A 21,001-nucleotide genomic window follows, 5' to 3' on the forward strand; every position below is an offset into this window, starting at 1 on the left:
AATTAAGCTAGCGAAATTAGGAAACTTATCTGAATTTTGGAATAGTCAGGAGGCTTTATTAATGAATTGCTAACACTTCAAACGTTTTCGTAAACGAAATGTAAACTTCTTGTGCAGAATACAACGATTACATAATTCTGAAGGAACTACTTCTTATTTTTGGGCAAGACACGAATCAGACTATCTTTTCCCATAACCATAATAGGAGAACTTTTAGTTTCATCGGGTATTGATTGAGGTGTCGGTTTTTGTTCGTCCTCTTTTTTTCCGAATATTTGACGCCACATTTCCTTGAAGGTATCAAAGTCGACTTCGTAAGAGAGTCCGATTCCTTGCTCCGTAGTTCCCGCCCGCTGCAAATATTCCTGTATCTCACTTTCCCTGCTGAAAAACTTCGCACTCAACGTACCTTCTTCGTTCAATAACAATTGAATTTCAAAATCTCCGGCTACGATAGTCTCTTGGGCACCTCCTACTGGAACACCTACTTTACCATTGAACAGTACCCTATCGCTGATCTGCGTCGATACGGAAACACCCAATCTATCATCGGTCTCAATACCTTCATTGATATTTTGATACCCTTGTTGGTAGTCGATTCCCCATTTGAATTTATCATTTCCGCTACTGAGCACCTGATTTAAGATACTAGAGGCCGATTGTATCAAATTTCCTGTTACTGCTTGCGAAGTTATACCGGTCTGATTGCTAACAAAAGAGCCTTGGGCCAATAGAAATAGGGCGTTTCGCTCTTCAACCGTAGGATCTTGAAGGGTGTATTCCAGTTCGGACTGCACCACGGAACTTACACCGGGAAACTCGATGTTAAAGGCAATATCAGGACTCTCCAACTCCCCCGTTAGGCCGATGACCACATCTGTGCTTACACTTCTGGTATATCCTGTATTCTGCAGTAGCGGAGCCGGACTGGCACTTAAGGAATATACGGCTTCCATATTGATTTGAGCGGCTAAAGGATCGCGCTCCCAGTTGATGGTTCCTCCCGGTTTCACATCAAAAGTCTTATTGATAATATTGCCGAATTTATAATTATAGGTTCCGGTGACGACAGCGAAGGTTCCGTACATTTCAAATTTACCCCTGGTATTGATTCGCATCAAAACAATTCCTTCTCCGGTTCCCTTTAAAGTACTTCCGGTTTCCGGATCCCGTATTTCCACCTCGGCTTCCGGCGTGATATCCAAGTCAAACTCCAATTCTAAGCCTTCTACATCATCGAGCACGCGTTCCGCATCAAAGGTGGTGACACTTTTCTTGTCAATAAAGTTAATAAACGAATAATCGCCAACGGAAGCGACATCGCTTAAAGGAATCTTTAAGGAGGTACCGCGCGCAGTTTCTCCATCTACCGTAATGGTCAATGCCGTCGTAGGGCCGAAAATTCTGCCCGTACCATTCAAATAACCGGCACCATAATACAGTTCCTCTTCGTCATATTCCGTATTCAATATCAACAGACGGTCATTATTCGTGTCAACGGCAAGATCCAAAATCCAGTCGTCAAAGGCCGTGTGACTTATCGTTCCGTCAATCGTTGCTTTTGTATTCTCAGCAACATCGGTAAGTGCGATTTGTTCGAATTTAAAGCTCTGATTCGACAATCGCACCCTTGAATTTGGGGCAAAGCCATAATTCACATTGAGGTAGGGCACGGCAATACCGGCATTGTTCAAGGTCAAAAGTCCGTTGATACTCGGACTATTGATATCACCCACTATTCGGGCACTTCCATTCACATCACCCCGTATCTGATCTATCACGCCCTCACCCAATGGGCTAAAGGGTTCAAGTTCAAAATCCCTAAAATTGGCCAATAGATTGGTCTGTGGTATGTCGCCTGAATTATCGATACTACCGACCACTCCTAATTTTTCGATTCCGTTGTCCGTAATTTGGGAATTCACCCTGAAATCAGATAGATCTCTGTTGCCTACAATACTCATAGTCAAATCACCCAACCTGATATTATTGACCGAGAAATCTTCGACGGAGAGATTAGAGCTTGGTAAATAGATTCCATCTTTCTGCAAGATATTCAGGTTACCATTGATTTCCCCCTTGAGTTTAAGGCTGTCGATAACCGGGGCTATTTTGTCCAAGGATACAATTTTGAACTGAAGTTGCAGGTCTTTGAAGGTAGAATCGGCCAACTGTCCGCGCAAACGAATTTGCTCTTGTTCCTCATTATTCATCACAATCTCTTGAATGGAAATGCTATCAAGGGTTCGATTGATGATGACTTTATTTTGGGTATTACCGTCCTTGTTCAAAACCCAGGTATTGCCCTTGAAGCTCACATCTGATTTCTTCAAGCCAATGACCGATTTATTCTGGGTATTGAAGGTATGGTAAAAGTTCAAGTTGTAACTATCGTCATATTCGCTACCACCCTTAAATTCCGTTCTAAAGAACAGTGTATCCTTGAGCGTAGTATTGATCAAGTTGAAATCTTTGACATCATAATAGGGCGTTGAAAGGTCGCCAACCGAAACGTAAGTATTGAACAAGGGATTCTTGTTGTCGATCTTCAATTCAATCTCATCCGCTTTCGTACCATAGGCCTCAATACTTGGCGATTTGAAATTGAGTTTGAAATCTCCCTCATCCGCTATGATATCACCTTTTATAAAGGTGTTGGGATCAAAAGTTATTTCTGGAAAGAAAACATCCACTATTTTATTATAGATCTTGAAATTGAAGGCCAACGTTTGACCGTCCGAAATTTGAAAAGGCCGATAGTTTGTATACACCGTACCCAAGGAGTTCTGAACCAATCTACCGAGTTCCCTGACCTTGAAATTCCCTTTCATATATCCTGTGATAATATCGGTAGAATTGATTTCAATCGTACGTACAGAATCACTTCTGAAGGTCGATGAGATCTTGAAATCCTCGAAGTAGTAGGTATCGTTCTTATTTTGGAAATTGGTCTTAGTAAATTTGATGTCGCCCACAATATCGTCCAAAGAGTTGCCCGTGATATCCATATTCACATTACCCTTGAAAATGGATATGCTGTCATTGATAAAGTTCAGTCGCTTTAAATCCGCATGATCCACAGAAGCAATGAAATTAAAGTTGTTCTTCGCCGAGCCAAAATCCGCGAGTCCTTTGAAGTTGAACTTCAGGTTATCATCATCACTGACCAGTGAACCGTCAAAAAGTTGGTCTTTGATGATACCAGAGACCTTCAAGTTTTGATAATCATACCCGTTGAAATTTACTGAATACACCTGACCGATAACCTCCGTATTCAGGTTTTTTGCCGCAAGCCCCTCCCCTTCTACATTGAAATCCAAGGTAATCTTTCCCAAGCTTTGCCGTTCGACAAAGTCCCCCAGGTCAAAGTCGATTAAGGAAACAAACCCTTCATAAGTTGCATTGTCGATATTGTCGATATTGGTCAATTTCAAATCGGCATAGCTACTTCCCACGGCCGTATTGAGGTTTACTCTTGCATCTATTGCGGTTTCGGAAATTACTGCATTTCCGCGAACGGTAAACTGGCCGAACTTTCTGAAAGAGGTCGGTAAGGTGCCGAGAATATTGGGTAATAGCGAGCGTAATTCATAATAGCTGGTCGTTACATTCTTCATTTGAGCGTTCATCACAAAAGGGTCTGATCGGCTGAAGAGATTTTTGAAGTTGAAATCACCCCGTATACCTGTATTGTCAGATTGCACAAATAGGTCTTCTGCATTAAGATCATTTAGGACCCCATTGATTTTTGAGGAAAACCGTACTGTTTTTCCGGTACCGAATTGATCGTAATAAATGTTCAGTTCATCCAGAGCCACTTTTGAATCTGAAAAGTCGGCCTCCACTTTTACCTTGTTTAAAAAGTCGGCAAAATCTTTGCGGTCATAATTGAACACCAATCCTCCTTTTAATTCGGATTCAGGCGTCGTAATCCGTAAGGAATCAAAGCGCATTTGCTGCTTGGTGTATTTAAAGTCCGTTGCCAGTTTGTTTACTTTAGCTCCTCTATGGCTGGCAAACGACATGGCCTCGATATTCGCGGTAACCTCCGGTCCTAAAATCTGAAATTCTTGGGCGTTGATGTTCAGGTTCTTGAAATCCAATAGTTTTTCTGTCTCCCTATTCTCGTCAAGAAGCTTGAAGGTACTGTTGGCGATCTCAATATTCGAGGAGGAGAAAAAGAAAGGGGGTGTACCGGGTTTCCGGGGTTTTCCGTCATCAAGTTTGTCTATAAAAACTTCTAGATTCGTGCTGATACTATCCTTATACGTCTTCAATTTGAAATCTAACTTATCGATTTCAATGGTACCAAACTCCAACTTGCCCTGAGCGAGATTACGCATGCTCAATATGGAGGTGGTCAAACTATTGATGTAAAATAACGTATCTTTTTCGTAATCCTCAATAAAGATATCTTTCATAGAGGTGTCCCAAGAAATAAGGGATACCCTTAGCTTATCAATATTGATGTTGGTTCCGAACTCTTTGTTAATGGAGTTGGTCGCCACCTTGGCCAATCTTGTCTGTACAGCCGGCAAAGAAAGTATAATAGTGCCTAAAACCGCTATCAGCATGAATACCAATACTATTCGGAGTAGTATTTTCCTAAGTTTTTTGATAGTCGTTTATGTTTTAACTTTGCACTTTTAGATACTTCAATTTTTATTCCAAAACCGTGGAAAACGAAACTATTTATATTCTAGCCATCGAATCTTCCTGCGACGATACTTCCGCTGCAGTTTTACGGAACAACAAAGTGTTAAGCAACGTAGTAGCAACACAAAGCGTTCATGAACAGTATGGGGGCGTCGTTCCCGAGCTCGCCTCTAGGGCACACCAACAGAATATCGTTCCGGTGGTGCATCAAGCTTTAGATAGGGCAAATATCGACAAAAAACTAGTATCCGCCATAGCTTTCACACGCGGACCGGGACTTATGGGTTCACTCCTTGTAGGCACTTCTTTTGCAAAGTCTTTGGCTATGGGGTTGGATATTCCGTTGATTGAAGTAAATCATATGCAAGCCCATATTTTGGCCCACTTTATAGATGCTGATGAGATGAAGGCACCGACCTTTCCTTTTCTGGCTTTGACGATAAGCGGAGGACATACCCAAATTGTGCTGGTCAAAGATTATTTCGATATGGAAATCTTGGGGGAAACCTTAGATGATGCAGTAGGTGAAGCGTTTGACAAGAGTGCTAAGATTTTGGGGCTACCCTACCCTGGTGGGCCACTGGTCGATCGTCATGCAAAGTCAGGAAACCCCAAGGCGTTTCAGTTTCCAAAACCCAAGGTCGGAGATCTAAACTTCAGTTTCAGTGGTCTGAAGACAAGTATTCTGTATTTCATTCAACGAGAGACCGCTAAAAACCCAGACTTCATTTCCGAAAACCTTGAGGACATCTGCGCCTCGATTCAATATACCATCATCGAAATTTTGATGGACAAAATCAAAAAGGCCGTAAAACAGACGGGAATCGACCAAATCGCTATTGGCGGGGGAGTTTCGGCGAACTCTGGCATCAGAGCTGCTTTGTTAAACGCAGAACAGGACATGGGTTGGAAAACCTATATCCCGAAATTTGAATATTGCACTGACAATGCAGCCATGATCGGAATTGTTGGTTTTCTCAAATATCAAGAAAAAAAGTTTGCGGCAAAGAACGTCTCGGCCCAGGCGCGTTATATCATAGGAACCTAAAATTCGAAAACATATTAACACCCCGATTATGCAATTATTTTACAACCCCTTATTGGACGGTAGTGTATCTCAATTCACTTTTTCAGCAGAAGAAAGCAAACATATTATCAAAGTTCTTCGAAAAAAGGAAGGAGATGTACTCAACATCACGAATGGGAAAGGTTATTTGTTCGAAGCGCGCATTATTTCACCGGACGTCAAAAAATGTCGCGCCGAACTTGTGAAACAAACCAAAAAGCATCCAAGGAAACATACGCTCCACATGGTTGTTGCACCTACCAAGAACAATGATCGTTTCGAATGGTTTTTGGAAAAAGCGACCGAAATCGGCGTACACGAGATCACCCCGATCATTTGTGAAAGATCGGAACGTAAAACCATCAAGATCGACAGGTTGAAAAAAGTGGTCGAATCGGGCATGAAACAATCCTTGCAGACCTACCTGCCTAAATTGAACGACCTAACGCGCTATGAGGACTTTATCACAAGCACCACCGGAAAGCTCAACTTTATCGCCCACTGTGAGGATGGAGAAAAATTAGACCTAAAAAGGCGGGTAGCCCCAGACAAGGATTTGACAATTCTCATAGGGCCGGAAGGTGATTTTTCAAAGTCCGAAATTGATTTGGCCTTGCAAAATGGATTCCTTCCTGTTTCGTTAGGACGCCATAGATTACGGACGGAAACAGCCGCTATAGTTGCCTGCACGATCGTAGCGACGATCAATAATGGTTAAAAAATGCCCCGCATTCCAAGTAGAAGGAGAATACAGGACATTTAAACAAACAACACTTACGTTCACGTTCTCTCGACCTGCTGCTTATGGGCAGCGGTAATATCATAATCATCATTCTCAACAAGTACAATGAGGCTGATTTTTTCTGTCGGATTCACGATTTCAGGTATGGCAATGGTCATGGAACCGTCTTCCACATCTAGGGTAACGGTTTTTTCTGCCACTACCACATTACTGTTCTTTAAGGTTCTATTCCTGTTTTCGCCCCGTTTCACCGAAGTAGTTCTTTGATCCAATACAATGAGTGCCCTAATATTTTTCCCCTTGATCGGCCCTTTGACGGCATATTGATAATTCAAGTTGCCGTCAACAATATGCACTTCTTTGGTAACCAGCTGGTTTTCCGACTTCTCCTTTTTGTACGTATTGATAGCGCTGGACATCTTGCCCGCACTCGACCCCACAAAATGCTCTTTACCATTGACCACTACCTGAGGGGTATAATTACTGCGGTTTCTAAACTTGATATTATACTTGCGTTGTTTCTCGGCGTAGGCCGATTTGCTAAATGGATCCTTCCAACCGATGTAATTCCAATAATCCACATGATACGAAAGTGCATAAACTTCTTTATCAAACTGTTTTTTGGTCTTTTCCAAGAGCAAATCCGCAGACGGACAACTTGAGCATCCCTGAGACGTAAAGAGTTCTAAGACCACGATAGGCTCGTACATCCCTAGTTCAGTAGCTTCATCATTTCCTTCTTTGATATTTTCAGCGGTATTTTCATTTTCTAGGGCAGTGTTAAATGCCAAGGCACAAATACCGGATAAAACAATTAGTGCCACACTTACTTTTTTCAACATGATAATTCCTAAATTTGATACTTTCCATAGTTAAGTAGTCCATTCATGATGCACCTTACTCGAATAATCGGTTTTTTTGTGGTTTTAACATGTTTTTCACTTAACGCCCAAGAAATTGCGATATTGAAATATAATGGTGGTGGAGATTGGTATGCAAATCCGACCGCATTGCCGAATCTCATTCGGTTCTGCAACGAAACCATCAATACAAAAATCAAGGAGAAACCCAATACAGCGGAGTTAGGTGACAGTTCCATTTTCCAATACCCTTTTTTATATATGACAGGACATGGGAATGTCATTTTTTCCGAAGAAGAGGTCGAAAATCTTCGAACCTATTTAATAGCCGGGGGATTTTTGCATATCGATGATAACTATGGAATGGAACCATATCTAAGAAAAGAACTGATTAAGGTGTTTCCTGAAAAGGAACTGGAAGAGCTCGGAGCCGATCATCCTGTTTTCTCTCAGGAATTCAATTTTCCGGAAGGTTTACCCAAAATTCATGAACACGATGGGAAAAGACCTCAGGCATTGGGTATTTCCCATGAGAACCGTTTAGTCTTATTGTTTACGTTCGAATCGGATTTAGGAGATGGATGGGAAGATGCCACGGTACACAATGACCCACAAGAAGTGCGTGAAAAAGCCCTTAAAATGGGAGCAAACATCATATCCTACGTTTTCAAAAACTAACACATGACTTCAAAGACTATTGCTGACGGAATCTTACGTGCTCTAGGTATTATCTTGGGCATCTTTATTTTGGGATATTTTCTTTATCAGATAAAATCAGTACTCGTTTATATTGCAATTGCCGGAGTCATTTCTCTGATAGGAAGACCTATCGTACTCTTCCTAAGAAGACGACTCAAATTCAACAATACGATAGCCGTTATTGTAACCATGCTTTTACTGATCGGTATTATCGCGGGAATCATCGCCCTCTTTATTCCATTATTGGTGCAACAAGGGCAAAATCTCTCCCTTTTGAACATTGATGACCTGCAAGGAAATGTGGAAAACCTATATCGGCAGATTACAGATTATTTTGGAGTAAGTTCCTCTGATATCGAAGAGAGCCTTAAGCAATCCCAACTCTTCGCAAATCTTGATTTTGGGTTCATCCCGAACTTCTTGAATTCCTTCGTTGGTATCTTGGGGAGTTTGAGTGTAGGACTGTTCTCTGTGCTCTTTATCGCATTTTTCTTCCTAAAGGACAGTAAATTATTTGAAGATGGACTGATGGTCTTTATCCCGAACAACAAGGAAGGTAGACTTAAAAGATCCATTACGAAAATCAAGGATTTGCTCTCCCGTTACTTTGTTGGGCTTGTTTTTCAGATTCTTATTCTTTTCGTTATTTACTCTATTGTCCTGTTCATTTTCGGCATCGAAAATGCCATTGTCATCGCCTTTCTTTGCGCTCTTTTAAACCTGATTCCTTACGTGGGGCCCATCATTGGTGGAGCATTGATGTTCATACTCTCGATGACCAGTAATTTAGGGGCTGATTTCAGCACGGTAATCCTGCCTAAAACTGGTTATGTAATGATCGGTTTTATCATTGGTCAATTGGTCGATAACTTCTTCTCTCAACCCTATATTTTTTCAAATAGTGTGAAATCACATCCTCTGGAAATTTTCTTGGTAATCATAATCGGCGGCCTTCTTTTTGGTGTTACCGGAATGATTATCGCCGTACCCGGATACACCGCCATAAAGGTCATTTTAAAAGAATTTTTAGCCGAAAATAAGATTGTGAAATCGCTGACTAAAAATCTATAGTTTAACGTTGAATAAAGATATATTAAATACTGATATACAATTGTTTATAGACAAAAATATAGATACTGACATTGTGTCATTATTGCTCAAAAAGCCTATTTTCAACACCGTTTCGCCAAAAGAACTAGCCGAGCAAATCGAATCGAAAAAACGCTGTAGAAACAAGCTTCCTACCTGGTTCAAAACGGCTCAAATTTATTACCCTAAAAAGTTGAATATCGAGCAATCCTCCTCAGAGATAGCTGCTCGTTATAAATCGGAAATCGTATCTGGAAAAACACTTGTGGATTTAACTGGAGGTCTTGGTGTCGACTGCTATTACTTCGCCCAAAAAATGAAGTCCGTGATCTACTGTGAAATCAATGCCGAATTAGCCGAAATCGGGGCCCATAATTTCAACATATTGGGTGTTGAAAACATACAGACGTTTCTACGAGATGGGGTCTCTTTCTTAAAGGAAGAGAAATGCAAATTCGACTGGTTGTATCTAGACCCTTCTCGTAGGAGTGACAAAAAGGGAAAAGTCTTTCACCTGTCGGATTGCTCACCGGATGTCACCCAACATTATGACCTTTTGTTTCGTTCAACAAAAAACCTTCTTATAAAAACCGCTCCATTTTTAGATATTTCCTCTGCCTTAAAGGATATGAAGTATGCACGGACTTTGCATATTGTTGCGATAGACAATGAAGTTAAGGAATTGCTATGGGTCATGCAAAAGAACTACAATGGACAGGTTCTGGTCAAAACCAGAAACTATCATAAGGGCAGAAGTCAGACCTTTGACTTCTATTTTGACGAAGAACAGGAATCGAATTCCGATTTGGGAGCGCCAATGAAGTACCTCTATGAGCCTAATGCGGCGATAATGAAATCAGGAGCGTTTAAAACCATAAGTAGTCGGTATGCGTTAAAAAAACTTCATCAGCATACCCATTTGTATACTTCCGACGATCTTTTGGATTTTCCTGGTCGAATATTTGTAATTAGGGAATGCCTGCCCTATAACAGTAAAGCCAAATCCATTTTGACCGGTAAGAAGGCGAATATATCCACTAGAAACTTCCCCAAATCAGTTACAGCTATTAAAAAAAAATATAAAATCACGGATGGTGGAAAAATATATCTTTTTTTTACCAAGAATATGGACAATAAACTCGTCGTTCTTCACTGCGAAAAATTAGACCGGCTCGTATCGTTTTAATCTCTAAAAAAAACAAATTCAACACCTCTTCACATTTCACTTCCGAGCAGGTCGGCTTACCTTCAAATTCATTCATTTTACGTGTACTCCAACGTTGTAGAAAGGGTCTTATATTCAAAAAAAATGTAGTAAAATACATAACAAACGTATTGAGCTTTGTTAATCTTTTAAATTTTCAAAATGGCAAAATTCGAGGGTCTAATTTTCTTTCTTCTCAATTAATACGGGCTTTCATAAACCATATTCCTATTTTATTCCCTAAAATATTGTTGCTTTCATCTTTAAATAATTGAATTTTATTTGGTTTTTTTTCACATAATTTCGCTATTATTACGGCTTAGTTGGGTTTTATTTAACACTTAAACCAACCTACGGTGTTGACTTAAACTAGCTACTTCAAAACTTTTTTAAACTAACAAACAACAAGGATTATGAATCAAAAACATGATTACAATTCGGCGAGGTCTAAAGGCAAACACATTTCCTTTGGTATTGGACTTCTGTCGATGATGATTTGTTTTAGTGCGCAACTAGCACTGGCAAATCCAAAAGCTGACATTTCTCCGGTTGAACTGAAGGATCTGGTTCAATCAACAGTTACCGGTACGGTGACAGACAATCAGGGTACACCCTTACCTGGAGCGAACGTTGTAGTAAAAGGTACTACAAATGGAACTCAAACCGACTTTGATGGTAATTATACCTTAGAGGTCGATTCCGGTGCCACTTTGGTCTTCAGTTATTTGGGATTCGTTACCCAAGAGGTTGCCGTTAATGGTAATTCGACTGTCAATGCAACAATGGTAGAAGATGCCGCTGCACTTGACGAGGTGATTGTAACGGGATACCAAACGGAGACCAAACGAGAAACTACCGCTGCAGTATCTATCGTTAAAGCTGAGGAGTTGGCAGCGATACCTTCCGGTAACGTCGAACAACAATTGGCTGGTAGGGTTGCCGGTCTTACAGTTGTAACGAATGGTCAACCAGGTACGGCATCACAGATACGTATTAGGGGTTTCAATGCCTTTGGAGGTAACGAGCCATTGTATATTGTAGACGGGACTCCGATTCTAAATATCGAATTCCTAAATCCTGATGATATCGAAACCACGACCGTTCTTAAAGATGCGGCAGCAGCATCCATTTATGGTGCAAGAGCAGCCAACGGCGTAATCGTTTATACGACCAAACAGGGTAAACGCGGTAAAAGAAAATCGAATATCACCTTGAATGTTCAAAGTGGTGTGACAGACCCAAATGTTGGCGGGTCACCAGAAATGTTGAATCCACAAGATATGGCCACTTGGACGCATATCGCATATGAGAACAATGCAAGGGCCAATGGTACGGATCCAGTGTATTCACATCCACAATACGGCTCCAGTGCTACGCCTAGATTTCCTGACTTCCTTCATGCAGATGGGCAGAACGGGGTATTCGAAGCGGATGTTGATTTGGCACAGATCAGAGCGAATTATGAAGCTGATCCAGAGAACGTGTTTTTGATTCGTCCGAATTTGGCCGGAACCAATTGGTACAAAGAGATTACAAGAATAGCCCCTCAAACCAGGGTAAGTCTCGGGTTCGATGGAGGTAACGAAAACAGCCGCTACTATTTGGGTCTCGGTTTACAGGAAACTGCAGGTATCCTTTTAAACAATGATTTTAGCCGGTATACCGTTAGGGCCAACTCCGAATGGGATGTGACCCCGTGGTTAACCGTTGGAGAAAACCTTCAATTGACGTACCGCTCAGTTGTCGGACAGCAAGGGGGCGCAGGTGGTCAAGGTATTTCGGATGATGAATCAACGGTGCTTTCTGCCTATAGAATGCCAACTATTCTTCCGGTACGAGACGATTTTGGCAGCTACGCCAGTACTAGAGCCGCTGGTTTTAACAATCCGCGAAACCCAGTACGTCAATTAGACTTGAACAATGGGGATGACCAGTCATGGGCCTTACAATTGTTCGGTAATTTATTTGCCGAGATAAAACCAGTAGACGGTCTTACGTTAAGAACAAGTATTGGTGGACAATACACAAACTTTCAAAGTTTGAATTACGGCTTCCGTTATTTGGGTGACTCTGAACCCGAAGCAAGTAATAGCTACAGAGAAGATTGGGGTTATGGCTTCCAATGGGTGTTCACAAACACTGCGAGTTTTGACAAAACCTATGGAAAGCATAGAATTAAAGCACTTGCAGGTATTGAGGCTATTGAAGGAGCAACTTCACCTAGAACGGCTCCAAGAGGAAGAACCGCATTTGGTTCCGGTATCAATCCTTTTTCTACTGATTTAGACTTTATCACCTTACAAACCGTTCAAAGTCCAGTAGTTCAAAGTTTTATCAACACAGGGGTAAACTTTAGCTCTATTTTCGGGAAATTAGATTACAGCTTTGATGACAGGTACTATTTAACTGGGGTGTTACGACGTGATGGATCTTCGGTTTTTGGTGTCAACAACAGATACGGGGTTTTCCCTGCTGTTTCTGGTTCTTGGCGTATTATTGAAGAAAATTTTATGCAAAACCAAGAATTTATCTCTGATTTGAAGGTGCGTGCCGGTTGGGGTGAAATGGGGAATTCCAATAACGTGAATCCTGACAACCAATATTCGTTGGCGGCCTCTAATCTAGCGCGAACTTTCTATCCTATCGATGGCCAAGCCAGTGGCGCAAATGAAGGGTTTGCCACAAGCCGTATTGGTAACCCGGATGCGCGATGGGAAACCAGTACAACCCTTAACATAGGTTTTGACCTTGGACTTTGGAATAATCATGTAGAAGTGCAATTGGATTGGTGGACAAAGGATACGGAGGATTTGTTATTCGAAATTCCACTTGCTGGTGTAACCGGTAACTTTGCAGCAGCTCCCGCCGTTAACGTAGGATCAATGTCGAACAACGGTTTGGATTTTCAAATTATAGGTCGTGGAAATATCACAGAAGACCTTTCTTTTAAAATAACGACAAACCATAGTTTCCTCAAAAACGAGATTACCAAATTCGATGGTGAAAGAACATTTGTTGAAGGTGGTGTTTTTGGTGGCGGTTTTAGAGGAATCAATCCTACTAGAAACCAATTGGGCAGACCGCTTTCCTCCTTCTTTGGGTATCAAGTAGATGGTTACTTTAATAGCCAAGCTGAAGTTGATGCGTTTCAAGCAGCTAACGTAGATGGGCCTTTCGGCGATTTTGCCGGTGTTGGTCGATTTAAATATGTAGATATAAATGGTGATGGTATCATAAACCCTGATGATAGAACGTATTTGGGTGATCCTATTCCCTCGTATTCTGGTGGTGCCGTTTTTGAATTGACCTATAAGCAATTGCGTATGGAAATGTTCTGGAACTGGGTAACCGGCAATGAAATCTTCAACCAGTCTAAATGGTTTAGGGATTTCTTCGGAACATTCGAAGGTTCTGCCAAAGGTGTGGCTGCGTTCAATTCTTGGACTCCAGAGTTGGGCAACAATGCTGCTGCTCCAATCTGGGAAAGTGAGACCAACGTATTTACCAGTGGTGCATCCAACTCTTGGTATGTAGAAAATGGAGCGTATGCTAGACTACAACGTCTTGCATTCATTTATTCTTTTGATGACAAAATCAAAGATGCCATCGGATTGACCAAATTCGACCTTGGTATCTCGGCCAACAATATCTGGACAATTACCGATTACAGTGGTCTAGATCCTGCAGTTGGTGGTGATGCCGATACACGATTTGGTGTTGATGTAGGTAACTATCCTGCGACACCTTCATACGTGTTGACTTTGAATATCGGACTTTAATCTAAACGTGATACTATTGTGATATTTAGAAAAGAATTAATTAATATCTTTAAAGAAAATTTTAACTATGAAAACTATGTTTAAACTCAAAAGACTGCCGATATTCTTCGGGGCAATCCTTATGCTCGGAGTATCTTGTAGTGACGAATTTTTAGAAGTGGCGCCGACAGGGCAACTGGCCGGACCATTATTGGAAAATGAAGCGGGTGTTGATGGTTTGCTCATTGGTGCTTACTCCGCCTTGAACGGTGTGTTCGGCAATCGCTTTGAAGGTCCAAACCACTGGATCACAGGTTCCATTATGGGTGGCGAAGCTAACAAAGGTACCGACGCAGGTGATTATGCAGCCATTAACCCGATTCAGCGCTATGCGATCGATGCGACAAGCGGCGATATCAATAACTTATGGAATGGCCGTTTCGAAGGTGTTGCTCGATGTAACAATGTATTGAAAACCATTGCCACCGCTGGTGACAAGCTTACTGCAGCAACCGCAACGCGGCTTTCGGCAGAAGCTAGAATGTTAAGAGGTCATTTTTATTTTGATTTGAAAAAGCATTTTAATAGCATACCTTACATTGATGAGACCGTGGAGGATACTGAGGTGCCATTAGTGCCCAATACCCCAGATGTATGGGATAAGATCGAAGCGGATTTCCAATATGCCTTTGACAACCTACCCGCTGAAAACGGCGCTGGTCGTGTAAATAAGTGGGCTGCTGGGGCTTACATGGGCAAAGCAAAATTGTACCAAGCCAAATATGCCGAGGCGAAAACGTGGTTTGATGATGTGATTGCCAATGGCGTCACCTCAAATGGCCTGAAGTATATGCTTTTAGCTGATTATGCGCAAATCTTTAATGCGGAAAATGATAATCATGCCGAGTCAGTTATGGATGTAGAGTCCGCTAACGAAACCGGTAATGTACAAAATGCCAACGCTTTTGACGATTTGAACTACCCTTACAATACAGGTCCTGATGGCCCAGGTAACTGCTGTGGTTTCTTTCAGCCTAGTATACAACTTGCGAATACGTTCAGAACAGGTGCTGATGGTCTTCCCTTATTGGACGGATCATTTGATAACCCCGAAAATGAAGTCGATAATATCTACAGACATGTATTCGTAGACGAGTTAGATGAGGCTGATTTTGTTTTAGATCCAGACCCGTTAGATCCAAGAATCGACCACTCCCTTGGTCGTAGAGGTATCCCCTATTTAGATTGGAATGGTGATGGTGAAGGAAACCACCCAGGTTCTGCTTGGATCCGTAGTTTCCCTTATGCAGGTCCTTATTCGCCTAAGAAATTCATTTACTATCAGTCTCAGGAAAACACTTTCACAGATGGTAGTTCTTGGACCAGAGGTTACGCCACAATGAACTATAACATTATTCGATTCGCTGATGTACTCTTAATGGCCGCTGAAGCTGAAATTGAGGCAGGTACTTTAGAACAAGCAAGACTGTATGTCAATATGGTTCGGGCAAGAGCAGCGAATTCAGAACATTGGGTTAAAAGATCAGATGGTAGTGATGCTGCTAACTATGTAGTTTCGGAATACCCTTCCTTCCCGGATGCGGCGTATGCTACTGCAGCTGTTCGATTAGAACGTAAGTTGGAGCTATCAGGCGAAGGGCACCGATTCTTTGATTTGGTACGTTGGGGTGTTGCAGCGGAAGAGCTGAACAACTATTTGACGTATGAATCGCAGTATTTGGTAACAAAATTCGGCGGCGCTAGTTTTACAGCAGGCAAGAATGAGTATTATCCAATACCACAGACTCAAATTGATATTCAAGGTACAGATGTTTTATCTCAGAATCCTGGATACTAATCGTATTCGTATATGACTTGAAAAGCTGCCCAATATGGGCAGCTTTTTTTGTTTCTTTCCATTTGTTCCCGCATCTTTGTACGTCGTCATAAACCAGAACAATTCTTACCAATGAGTAGTACCCATCGTACCCTTTCAACATATTTTTACATCTTGACAATTGTCGCGGTTTTCATTTCCTCGTGTGCCGAAAAAGAATCCGAAACCCTATTTACCAAAGTAGACCAAAAAGATTCGGGCCTTTACTTCAACAACAAACTCACCCTAAATGATTCGGTAAATATTCTCGACAACGAATTTGTCTATAATGGCGCCGGAGTAGCACTCGGAGATTTGAATGGAGATGGTCTTGAGGATATTTTCCTAGCAGGTAATCAAGTAGACAATGCGCTTTACCTCAATAAAGGAGAATTAAAATTTGAGGAGGTCTCCGAAAATTCAAAGATCGGTAAGAAAAATACTATGATCTGGTCTTCAGGGGTCACACTAATCGATGTCAACAACGATGGCAAACTTGATATTTATGTGTGCAACACCTTTCGAACTACGCCCAAGCAAAGAGCAAATCTACTCTACATCAACCAAGGAAACAATCAAGAGGGAAAACCTGTTTTTAAGGAAATGGCCGAAGTATATGGCATAGCAGATACCAGCTACTCATCGCATGCACAGTTCTTTGACTATGACAACGACGGTGATTTAGACCTCTTTATCGGCGTGAATCGCATCGAGGGAATCGACCCTAGTGAATTTAGGCCAAATGATGATGACGGCACTTCAAAAAGCAAGGATATTCTATATGAAAATATACAAAATGACAGTTTAGGCCATTCTCGTTTTATCAATGTATCCGAAGAGGCCGGTATTCGTTACCACGGATATAGCCACAGTACCTTGATTCACGATTTCAATGATGATGGCTGGATGGATATTTATGTAGCCAATGATTTCCTCAGCAATGATTTGGTCTACATCAATAATCAGGATGGCACATTTTCAAATCGTGCGGGCGATATCTTTAAGCACTTTAGTCTGTCCTCCATGGGTAGCGATATTGCGGACATCAATAATGATGGAACCATGGATATCTACACCACCGAGATGCAACCCTACTACAACAAACGGAAAAAATTGTTTCAAGGGCCTAGCAGCTATTCCAAGGAAATATTTACCCGGAAATACAACTACGAAAAACAATACGCGCGTAACACCTTACAAATCGACCAAGGGACCAACCCCGAGACCCAATTGCCCATTTTTGGGGATATTGGTATGCACGCCGGGGTACAGGAGACAGACTGGAGCTGGGCTCCCCTGTTCGCCGATCTTGATAATGATGGCTTACAAGATCTATTTATAACCAACGGCTTTCCGAAAGATGTCACGGATAGGGATTTTGGTGACTTTCGCATTACGGCCAGCAAACTGTTGAGCAAGGAACAGTTGATCGCCGCCATACCAGAAATCAAAATTCCCAATTTCGTTTTCAAAAATAATGGGGATGCCACCTTCGAAGACGTTACCAAGGCCTGGGGGTTGAACTTCGGTACATTCTCGAGCGGGGCCGCATACGGGGATCTTGACCAAGACGGTGACCTAGATCTCGTGATCAATAATATGGACGATCCCGTTGTCTTACTTGAAAACAATTCAGAAAAGTTACGGTCCGAGAACCATTATGTGCGGATGAAATTGAAAGGGCCGGCAAAGAATGCGCAAGCGATTACCGCAACAGTTGAATTGTATGCCAATGGAAATGTCAAACGAAAATCCATCCTATCCGGAAGAGGATATCTGTCGCAACCCGAACAAACGGTCCATTTTGGCCTTGGACAGCACAATACGGTCGATAGCGTTAAGATTACCTGGCCCGGAGGAGTGCAACAACTAGTCACCGAAATTTCAGTGGATACAACATTACAAATATCCTATAAGCCCAATGTATCAGCAGTTGAGAACATAGATCGTGACTATAGGCCACTATTCAAAGAAGTGGCAAAGCTGTATAATCTCCAACACTTTGGGGAAGATTATGATTTCATTGACTTCAATTTTCAACGAACTCTACCGCACAAGTTCTCTCAATATGGACCCGCTTTAGCGGTCGGTGATGTCAATAATGACGGCCTAGATGATATGTTTGTGGCCGCCAGTAGAAAATTAGGACAGAAATGGTTTTTACAACAGAAAGACGGCTCTTTTGTGCAACGTGAAGTAGCCTATAAAAATGCGGTCGAGCTCGAAGAGGAAGATGCGGGCACGTTGCTTTTTGATGCTGATAACGATGGTGACCTTGATTTGTATATTGCCAGGGGCTGTGCCCAATACCCCGTAGGCCATGAATTTTATCGCGACGCCCTGTACATCAATGATGGCAAAGGAACATTTTCCGAGACCAATGCCAGCCTACCCGATATTCGCATAAATTCATCAGCCGTGAAAGCGGCCGACTTCGATCGAGACGGGGATCTCGACCTCTTTGTAGGGAGTCGCGTTACCCCTTTCGCCTACCCTATGCCAGAACGCTCTTACATCTTAAGAAATGATAGCACTGCCGACGCACCTCTTTTTGTTGATGTCACCAAAGAGGTCTCGGAAAAATTGATGACTCCAGGGTTAATAGGTGATGCCCTCTGGACGGATTTCAATAATGATTTTTGGCCGGATCTTATCTTGGCTAGCGAGTGGAGTCCCATTCGATTTTTCAAGAACGTAAATGGAAAGCTCATCGAAGTGACCGCAAACACGGGACTTGAAAAACAGTTGGGATGGTGGAACAGCCTAGCTGCCGCAGATATCGACAATGATGGTGATATGGACTACATTGCCGGAAACCTTGGGCGCAATAGTTATTTCAAAGGAAGCCAAGAGGAGCCGGTACGAATTTATGCCAAAGATCTCGATCAAAATGGCACTATAGATCCTTTGATTTCCTATTATCTCCGGGATAGTATCGGAACCCGGAAAGAATACCTATACCACCCGTGGCAAGATGTTACCAAACAATACGTTGGAATTCGAAAGAAGTTCAACTCCTTCGGTACATTTGGTGAATCGACCTTGCCCGAAATGTTTTCGGACGGCATGTTAGACGATGCGACCGTGCTATCATTCAATTACATGAAAACGGCCTGGATAGAGAATTTAGGTGATGATCAATTCAAAATACATGCGCTCCCCTTTGAGACTCAAATCGGACCCGTTTATGGAATCCTGCCGAAACATCTGGACGGGGATGAACACATCGATCTATTGTTGGTGGGTAATGACTACGGGATGGAAGTTCAACAAGGGCCATCCGACGCTCTAGTGGGCTTGTCATTGAAGAATTTGGGTGACGGGAGTTTTGAGACGATTCCTTTGGAAAAAAGTAATTTTTTCGTGCCGGGAGATGGAAAAAGCTTGGTTTCCATCCATCATAGCAATGAAAAATCACTGGTCGTTGCGTCACAAAATAATGACTCGCTAAAGGTGTTTGAACCGAAAAGAAGGGCAATCAAGATGTGGACCAAAGTACTTCCAAAAGAAGTAAAGGCGGAAATTGAATTTGCCGATGGCACAAAGTCGTTAACCGAGTTTTACTGGGGCGATACCTTTCAATCACAATCAAGTCGGGCACTTCCCGTACCTAATGCCGCCCGACAAGTTCGGTTTTTCGATGCTTCAGGTAAGGAAACTAGAAAAATCAGTCACTAATAAAACAGGAGGCCGGAAGTCCTGAGCGATTAAAAAGATTAGCCAGGGCGGTATTGCTCCACGCATAACGAATCCTTTTGGGTGATTTCACCATCTTGGATGATAATAGCACCTTATCGTTCTTAATGTGCGCTTTTGCCGGGTGGAAGATGTCGTCCGCTCCAGCCAATTCAAAGTGGTCTAAGGTTTTCTCCGAGGCATATAATCCTTCTGAATGCTCAAAGAACACTTCCACCTGCTGACCTGAAATTTTGAACTCCTTAAAAAGTGGTCCACTCACTGTTCCGTCAAAAACCCCATAATTTTTCTTCAAGGCCAAATTTGCCAAACGCAACCCAACATCCTGCTTATTCGTAGGATGAATATCATCTACGGTACAGATATCGCTCACCACTACCATGCCCGTATTTGGCAAACTTAAGGTTCTTCGCTGTTCATCACGTACAACCGCCCCATTTTCCGGAGTATCATAGTTGAACGGAGCAATTTGTACATAATAAAATGGAAAATCATATCCCCAACGCTGCCTCCATTCGGTGATCATGGAGGAAAACAGTTCTTGATAGCTCGTTGCGTTGGCTACGTTAGATTCTCCTTGATACCATAGAGCACCAGCGATCTTAAAATGGTGGATCGGATGTATCATTGCATTATATAGAATGGAAGGAGTAATGGGAGCCCAGATATTTTCGTTTAGCTTTTCGGCTTGTTTTTTCAAATATCCATTGGCATCAAAAACAGATGTAGGCGTCCAAACCTCAGCACTGGTGGCGCCCCAAGCCGTATCGACTAGACCGATGGGGACCTTCAGCTCCGCTTGCAACCTACGCGCGAAAAAATAGGCCGTTGCGCTAAAGGTACGCATCGCTTCCGGTGTGCAGGCTTCCCATTTTCCGTATACATGGTCTTGTTCGTTTTCAGAAGTACGTTTGTGCACCGTAAAAAATCGAATGTCCGGGTGATTTGCAGCCTGAATCTCGGCATCCGCATCATCGATTCCATTGGCGGCACTCCATTCCATATTCGACTGTCCTGAGCATAGCCATACCTCACCAATGAGTAGGTCATCCAATTCGATTTCATTGCTTGCTCCTTTTATCGAAATAGTATAGGGTCCTCCTGCATCCGGAGTATCGATAAGTACCTGCCATTTTGTAGAAAGGGGCACTTTGGTGGTATAGGTCCGATTGTTCCAGCTTGTCGTAATGCTCACCGCTTCGTTCAGGTCACCCCAACCCCAAATCATCACTTTGTCATTGCGTTGCAAGACCATATGATCATTGAAAATGGTCGATACGGTAATGGTCGCAAATACCGTTTCCGTTAAAAAACCACAAAGGGCCAGAAGCAGATATATCTTATTCTTCATTTCG

At 42.3% G+C, this 21,001-nt stretch carries 11 protein-coding genes; 8 read left to right on the top strand and 3 right to left on the bottom strand.

Going from position 1 to position 21,001, the window contains the following annotated elements; genetic code table 11:
- Positions 1–146: 146 nt before the first annotated feature.
- Positions 147–4,574 (bottom strand): translocation/assembly module TamB domain-containing protein, encoded by a 4,428-nt coding sequence (locus tag ACKWCA_RS19240; RefSeq protein WP_413979860.1) that lies wholly within the window; start codon positions 4,572–4,574, stop codon positions 147–149.
- Between the two features lie 101 nt (positions 4,575–4,675).
- Here ACKWCA_RS19240 and tsaD point away from each other — a divergent pair, with 101 nt between their 5' ends.
- Positions 4,676–5,704, top strand: coding sequence for a tRNA (adenosine(37)-N6)-threonylcarbamoyltransferase complex transferase subunit TsaD (gene tsaD / locus ACKWCA_RS19245; protein WP_413979861.1), 1,029 nt, complete (start codon positions 4,676–4,678; stop codon positions 5,702–5,704).
- 28 nt (positions 5,705–5,732) lie between these two features.
- Positions 5,733–6,440, top strand: a complete 708-nt coding sequence (locus ACKWCA_RS19250; RefSeq protein WP_413979862.1) for a 16S rRNA (uracil(1498)-N(3))-methyltransferase — start codon at positions 5,733–5,735, stop codon at positions 6,438–6,440.
- Positions 6,441–6,502: 62 nt separating this feature from the next.
- On the opposite strand, the gene ACKWCA_RS19255 is transcribed toward ACKWCA_RS19250, so the two are convergent.
- Entirely contained in the window at positions 6,503–7,306 is an 804-nt protein-coding gene (locus tag ACKWCA_RS19255) for a DUF1223 domain-containing protein (protein WP_413979863.1), read from the bottom strand.
- 45 nt (positions 7,307–7,351) lie between these two features.
- Here ACKWCA_RS19255 and ACKWCA_RS19260 point away from each other — a divergent pair, with 45 nt between their 5' ends.
- From ACKWCA_RS19260 to ACKWCA_RS19285, 6 genes are all read left to right on the top strand, one after another.
- Positions 7,352–8,002 carry a DUF4159 domain-containing protein gene (locus tag ACKWCA_RS19260; RefSeq protein ID WP_413979864.1) on the top strand — a complete coding sequence of 217 codons (651 nt, stop codon included), beginning with the start codon at positions 7,352–7,354 and terminating at the stop codon, positions 8,000–8,002.
- Positions 8,003–8,005: 3 nt separating this feature from the next.
- Entirely contained in the window at positions 8,006–9,094 is a 1,089-nt protein-coding gene (locus ACKWCA_RS19265) for an AI-2E family transporter (RefSeq protein WP_413979865.1), read from the top strand.
- A gap of 73 nt (positions 9,095–9,167) precedes the next feature.
- Positions 9,168–10,298 carry a class I SAM-dependent methyltransferase gene (locus tag ACKWCA_RS19270; RefSeq protein WP_413979866.1) on the top strand — a complete coding sequence of 377 codons (1,131 nt, stop codon included), beginning with the start codon at positions 9,168–9,170 and terminating at the stop codon, positions 10,296–10,298.
- A gap of 431 nt (positions 10,299–10,729) precedes the next feature.
- Positions 10,730–14,095 (top strand): SusC/RagA family TonB-linked outer membrane protein, encoded by a 3,366-nt coding sequence (locus ACKWCA_RS19275; RefSeq protein ID WP_413979867.1) that lies wholly within the window; start codon positions 10,730–10,732, stop codon positions 14,093–14,095.
- A gap of 67 nt (positions 14,096–14,162) precedes the next feature.
- Positions 14,163–15,932, top strand: coding sequence for a RagB/SusD family nutrient uptake outer membrane protein (locus tag ACKWCA_RS19280; RefSeq protein ID WP_413979868.1), 1,770 nt, complete (start codon positions 14,163–14,165; stop codon positions 15,930–15,932).
- 111 nt (positions 15,933–16,043) lie between these two features.
- Positions 16,044–19,628: a VCBS repeat-containing protein gene (locus tag ACKWCA_RS19285; protein WP_413979869.1), complete on the top strand. Its 3,585-nt coding sequence runs from the start codon at positions 16,044–16,046 to the stop codon at positions 19,626–19,628.
- Here the strand turns inward: ACKWCA_RS19285 and ACKWCA_RS19290 are convergent.
- Entirely contained in the window at positions 19,618–20,997 is a 1,380-nt protein-coding gene (locus ACKWCA_RS19290; RefSeq protein ID WP_413979870.1) for a sialate O-acetylesterase, read from the bottom strand. The genes ACKWCA_RS19285 and ACKWCA_RS19290 overlap by 11 nt on opposite strands.
- Between the last annotated feature and the right edge of the window lie 4 nt (positions 20,998–21,001).

Source organism: Maribacter corallii, from assembly GCF_047345415.1.
Lineage (GTDB): Bacteria > Bacteroidota > Bacteroidia > Flavobacteriales > Flavobacteriaceae > Maribacter_C.

What these genes read in the sequence shown, in the direction of transcription:
- ACKWCA_RS19240 (WP_413979860.1), bottom strand. Translation starts at nt 4,574, where the DNA reads ATGCTGATAGCGGTTTTAGGCACTATTATACTTTCTTTGCCGGCTGTA.
- ACKWCA_RS19250 (WP_413979862.1), top strand. Translation starts at nt 5,733, where the DNA reads ATGCAATTATTTTACAACCCCTTATTGGACGGTAGTGTATCTCAATTC.
- ACKWCA_RS19255 (WP_413979863.1), bottom strand. Translation starts at nt 7,306, where the DNA reads ATGTTGAAAAAAGTAAGTGTGGCACTAATTGTTTTATCCGGTATTTGT.
- ACKWCA_RS19260 (WP_413979864.1), top strand. Translation starts at nt 7,352, where the DNA reads ATGATGCACCTTACTCGAATAATCGGTTTTTTTGTGGTTTTAACATGT.
- ACKWCA_RS19265 (WP_413979865.1), top strand. Translation starts at nt 8,006, where the DNA reads ATGACTTCAAAGACTATTGCTGACGGAATCTTACGTGCTCTAGGTATT.
- ACKWCA_RS19275 (WP_413979867.1), top strand. Translation starts at nt 10,730, where the DNA reads ATGAATCAAAAACATGATTACAATTCGGCGAGGTCTAAAGGCAAACAC.
- ACKWCA_RS19280 (WP_413979868.1), top strand. Translation starts at nt 14,163, where the DNA reads ATGAAAACTATGTTTAAACTCAAAAGACTGCCGATATTCTTCGGGGCA.
- ACKWCA_RS19285 (WP_413979869.1), top strand. Translation starts at nt 16,044, where the DNA reads ATGAGTAGTACCCATCGTACCCTTTCAACATATTTTTACATCTTGACA.
- ACKWCA_RS19290 (WP_413979870.1), bottom strand. Translation starts at nt 20,997, where the DNA reads ATGAAGAATAAGATATATCTGCTTCTGGCCCTTTGTGGTTTTTTAACG.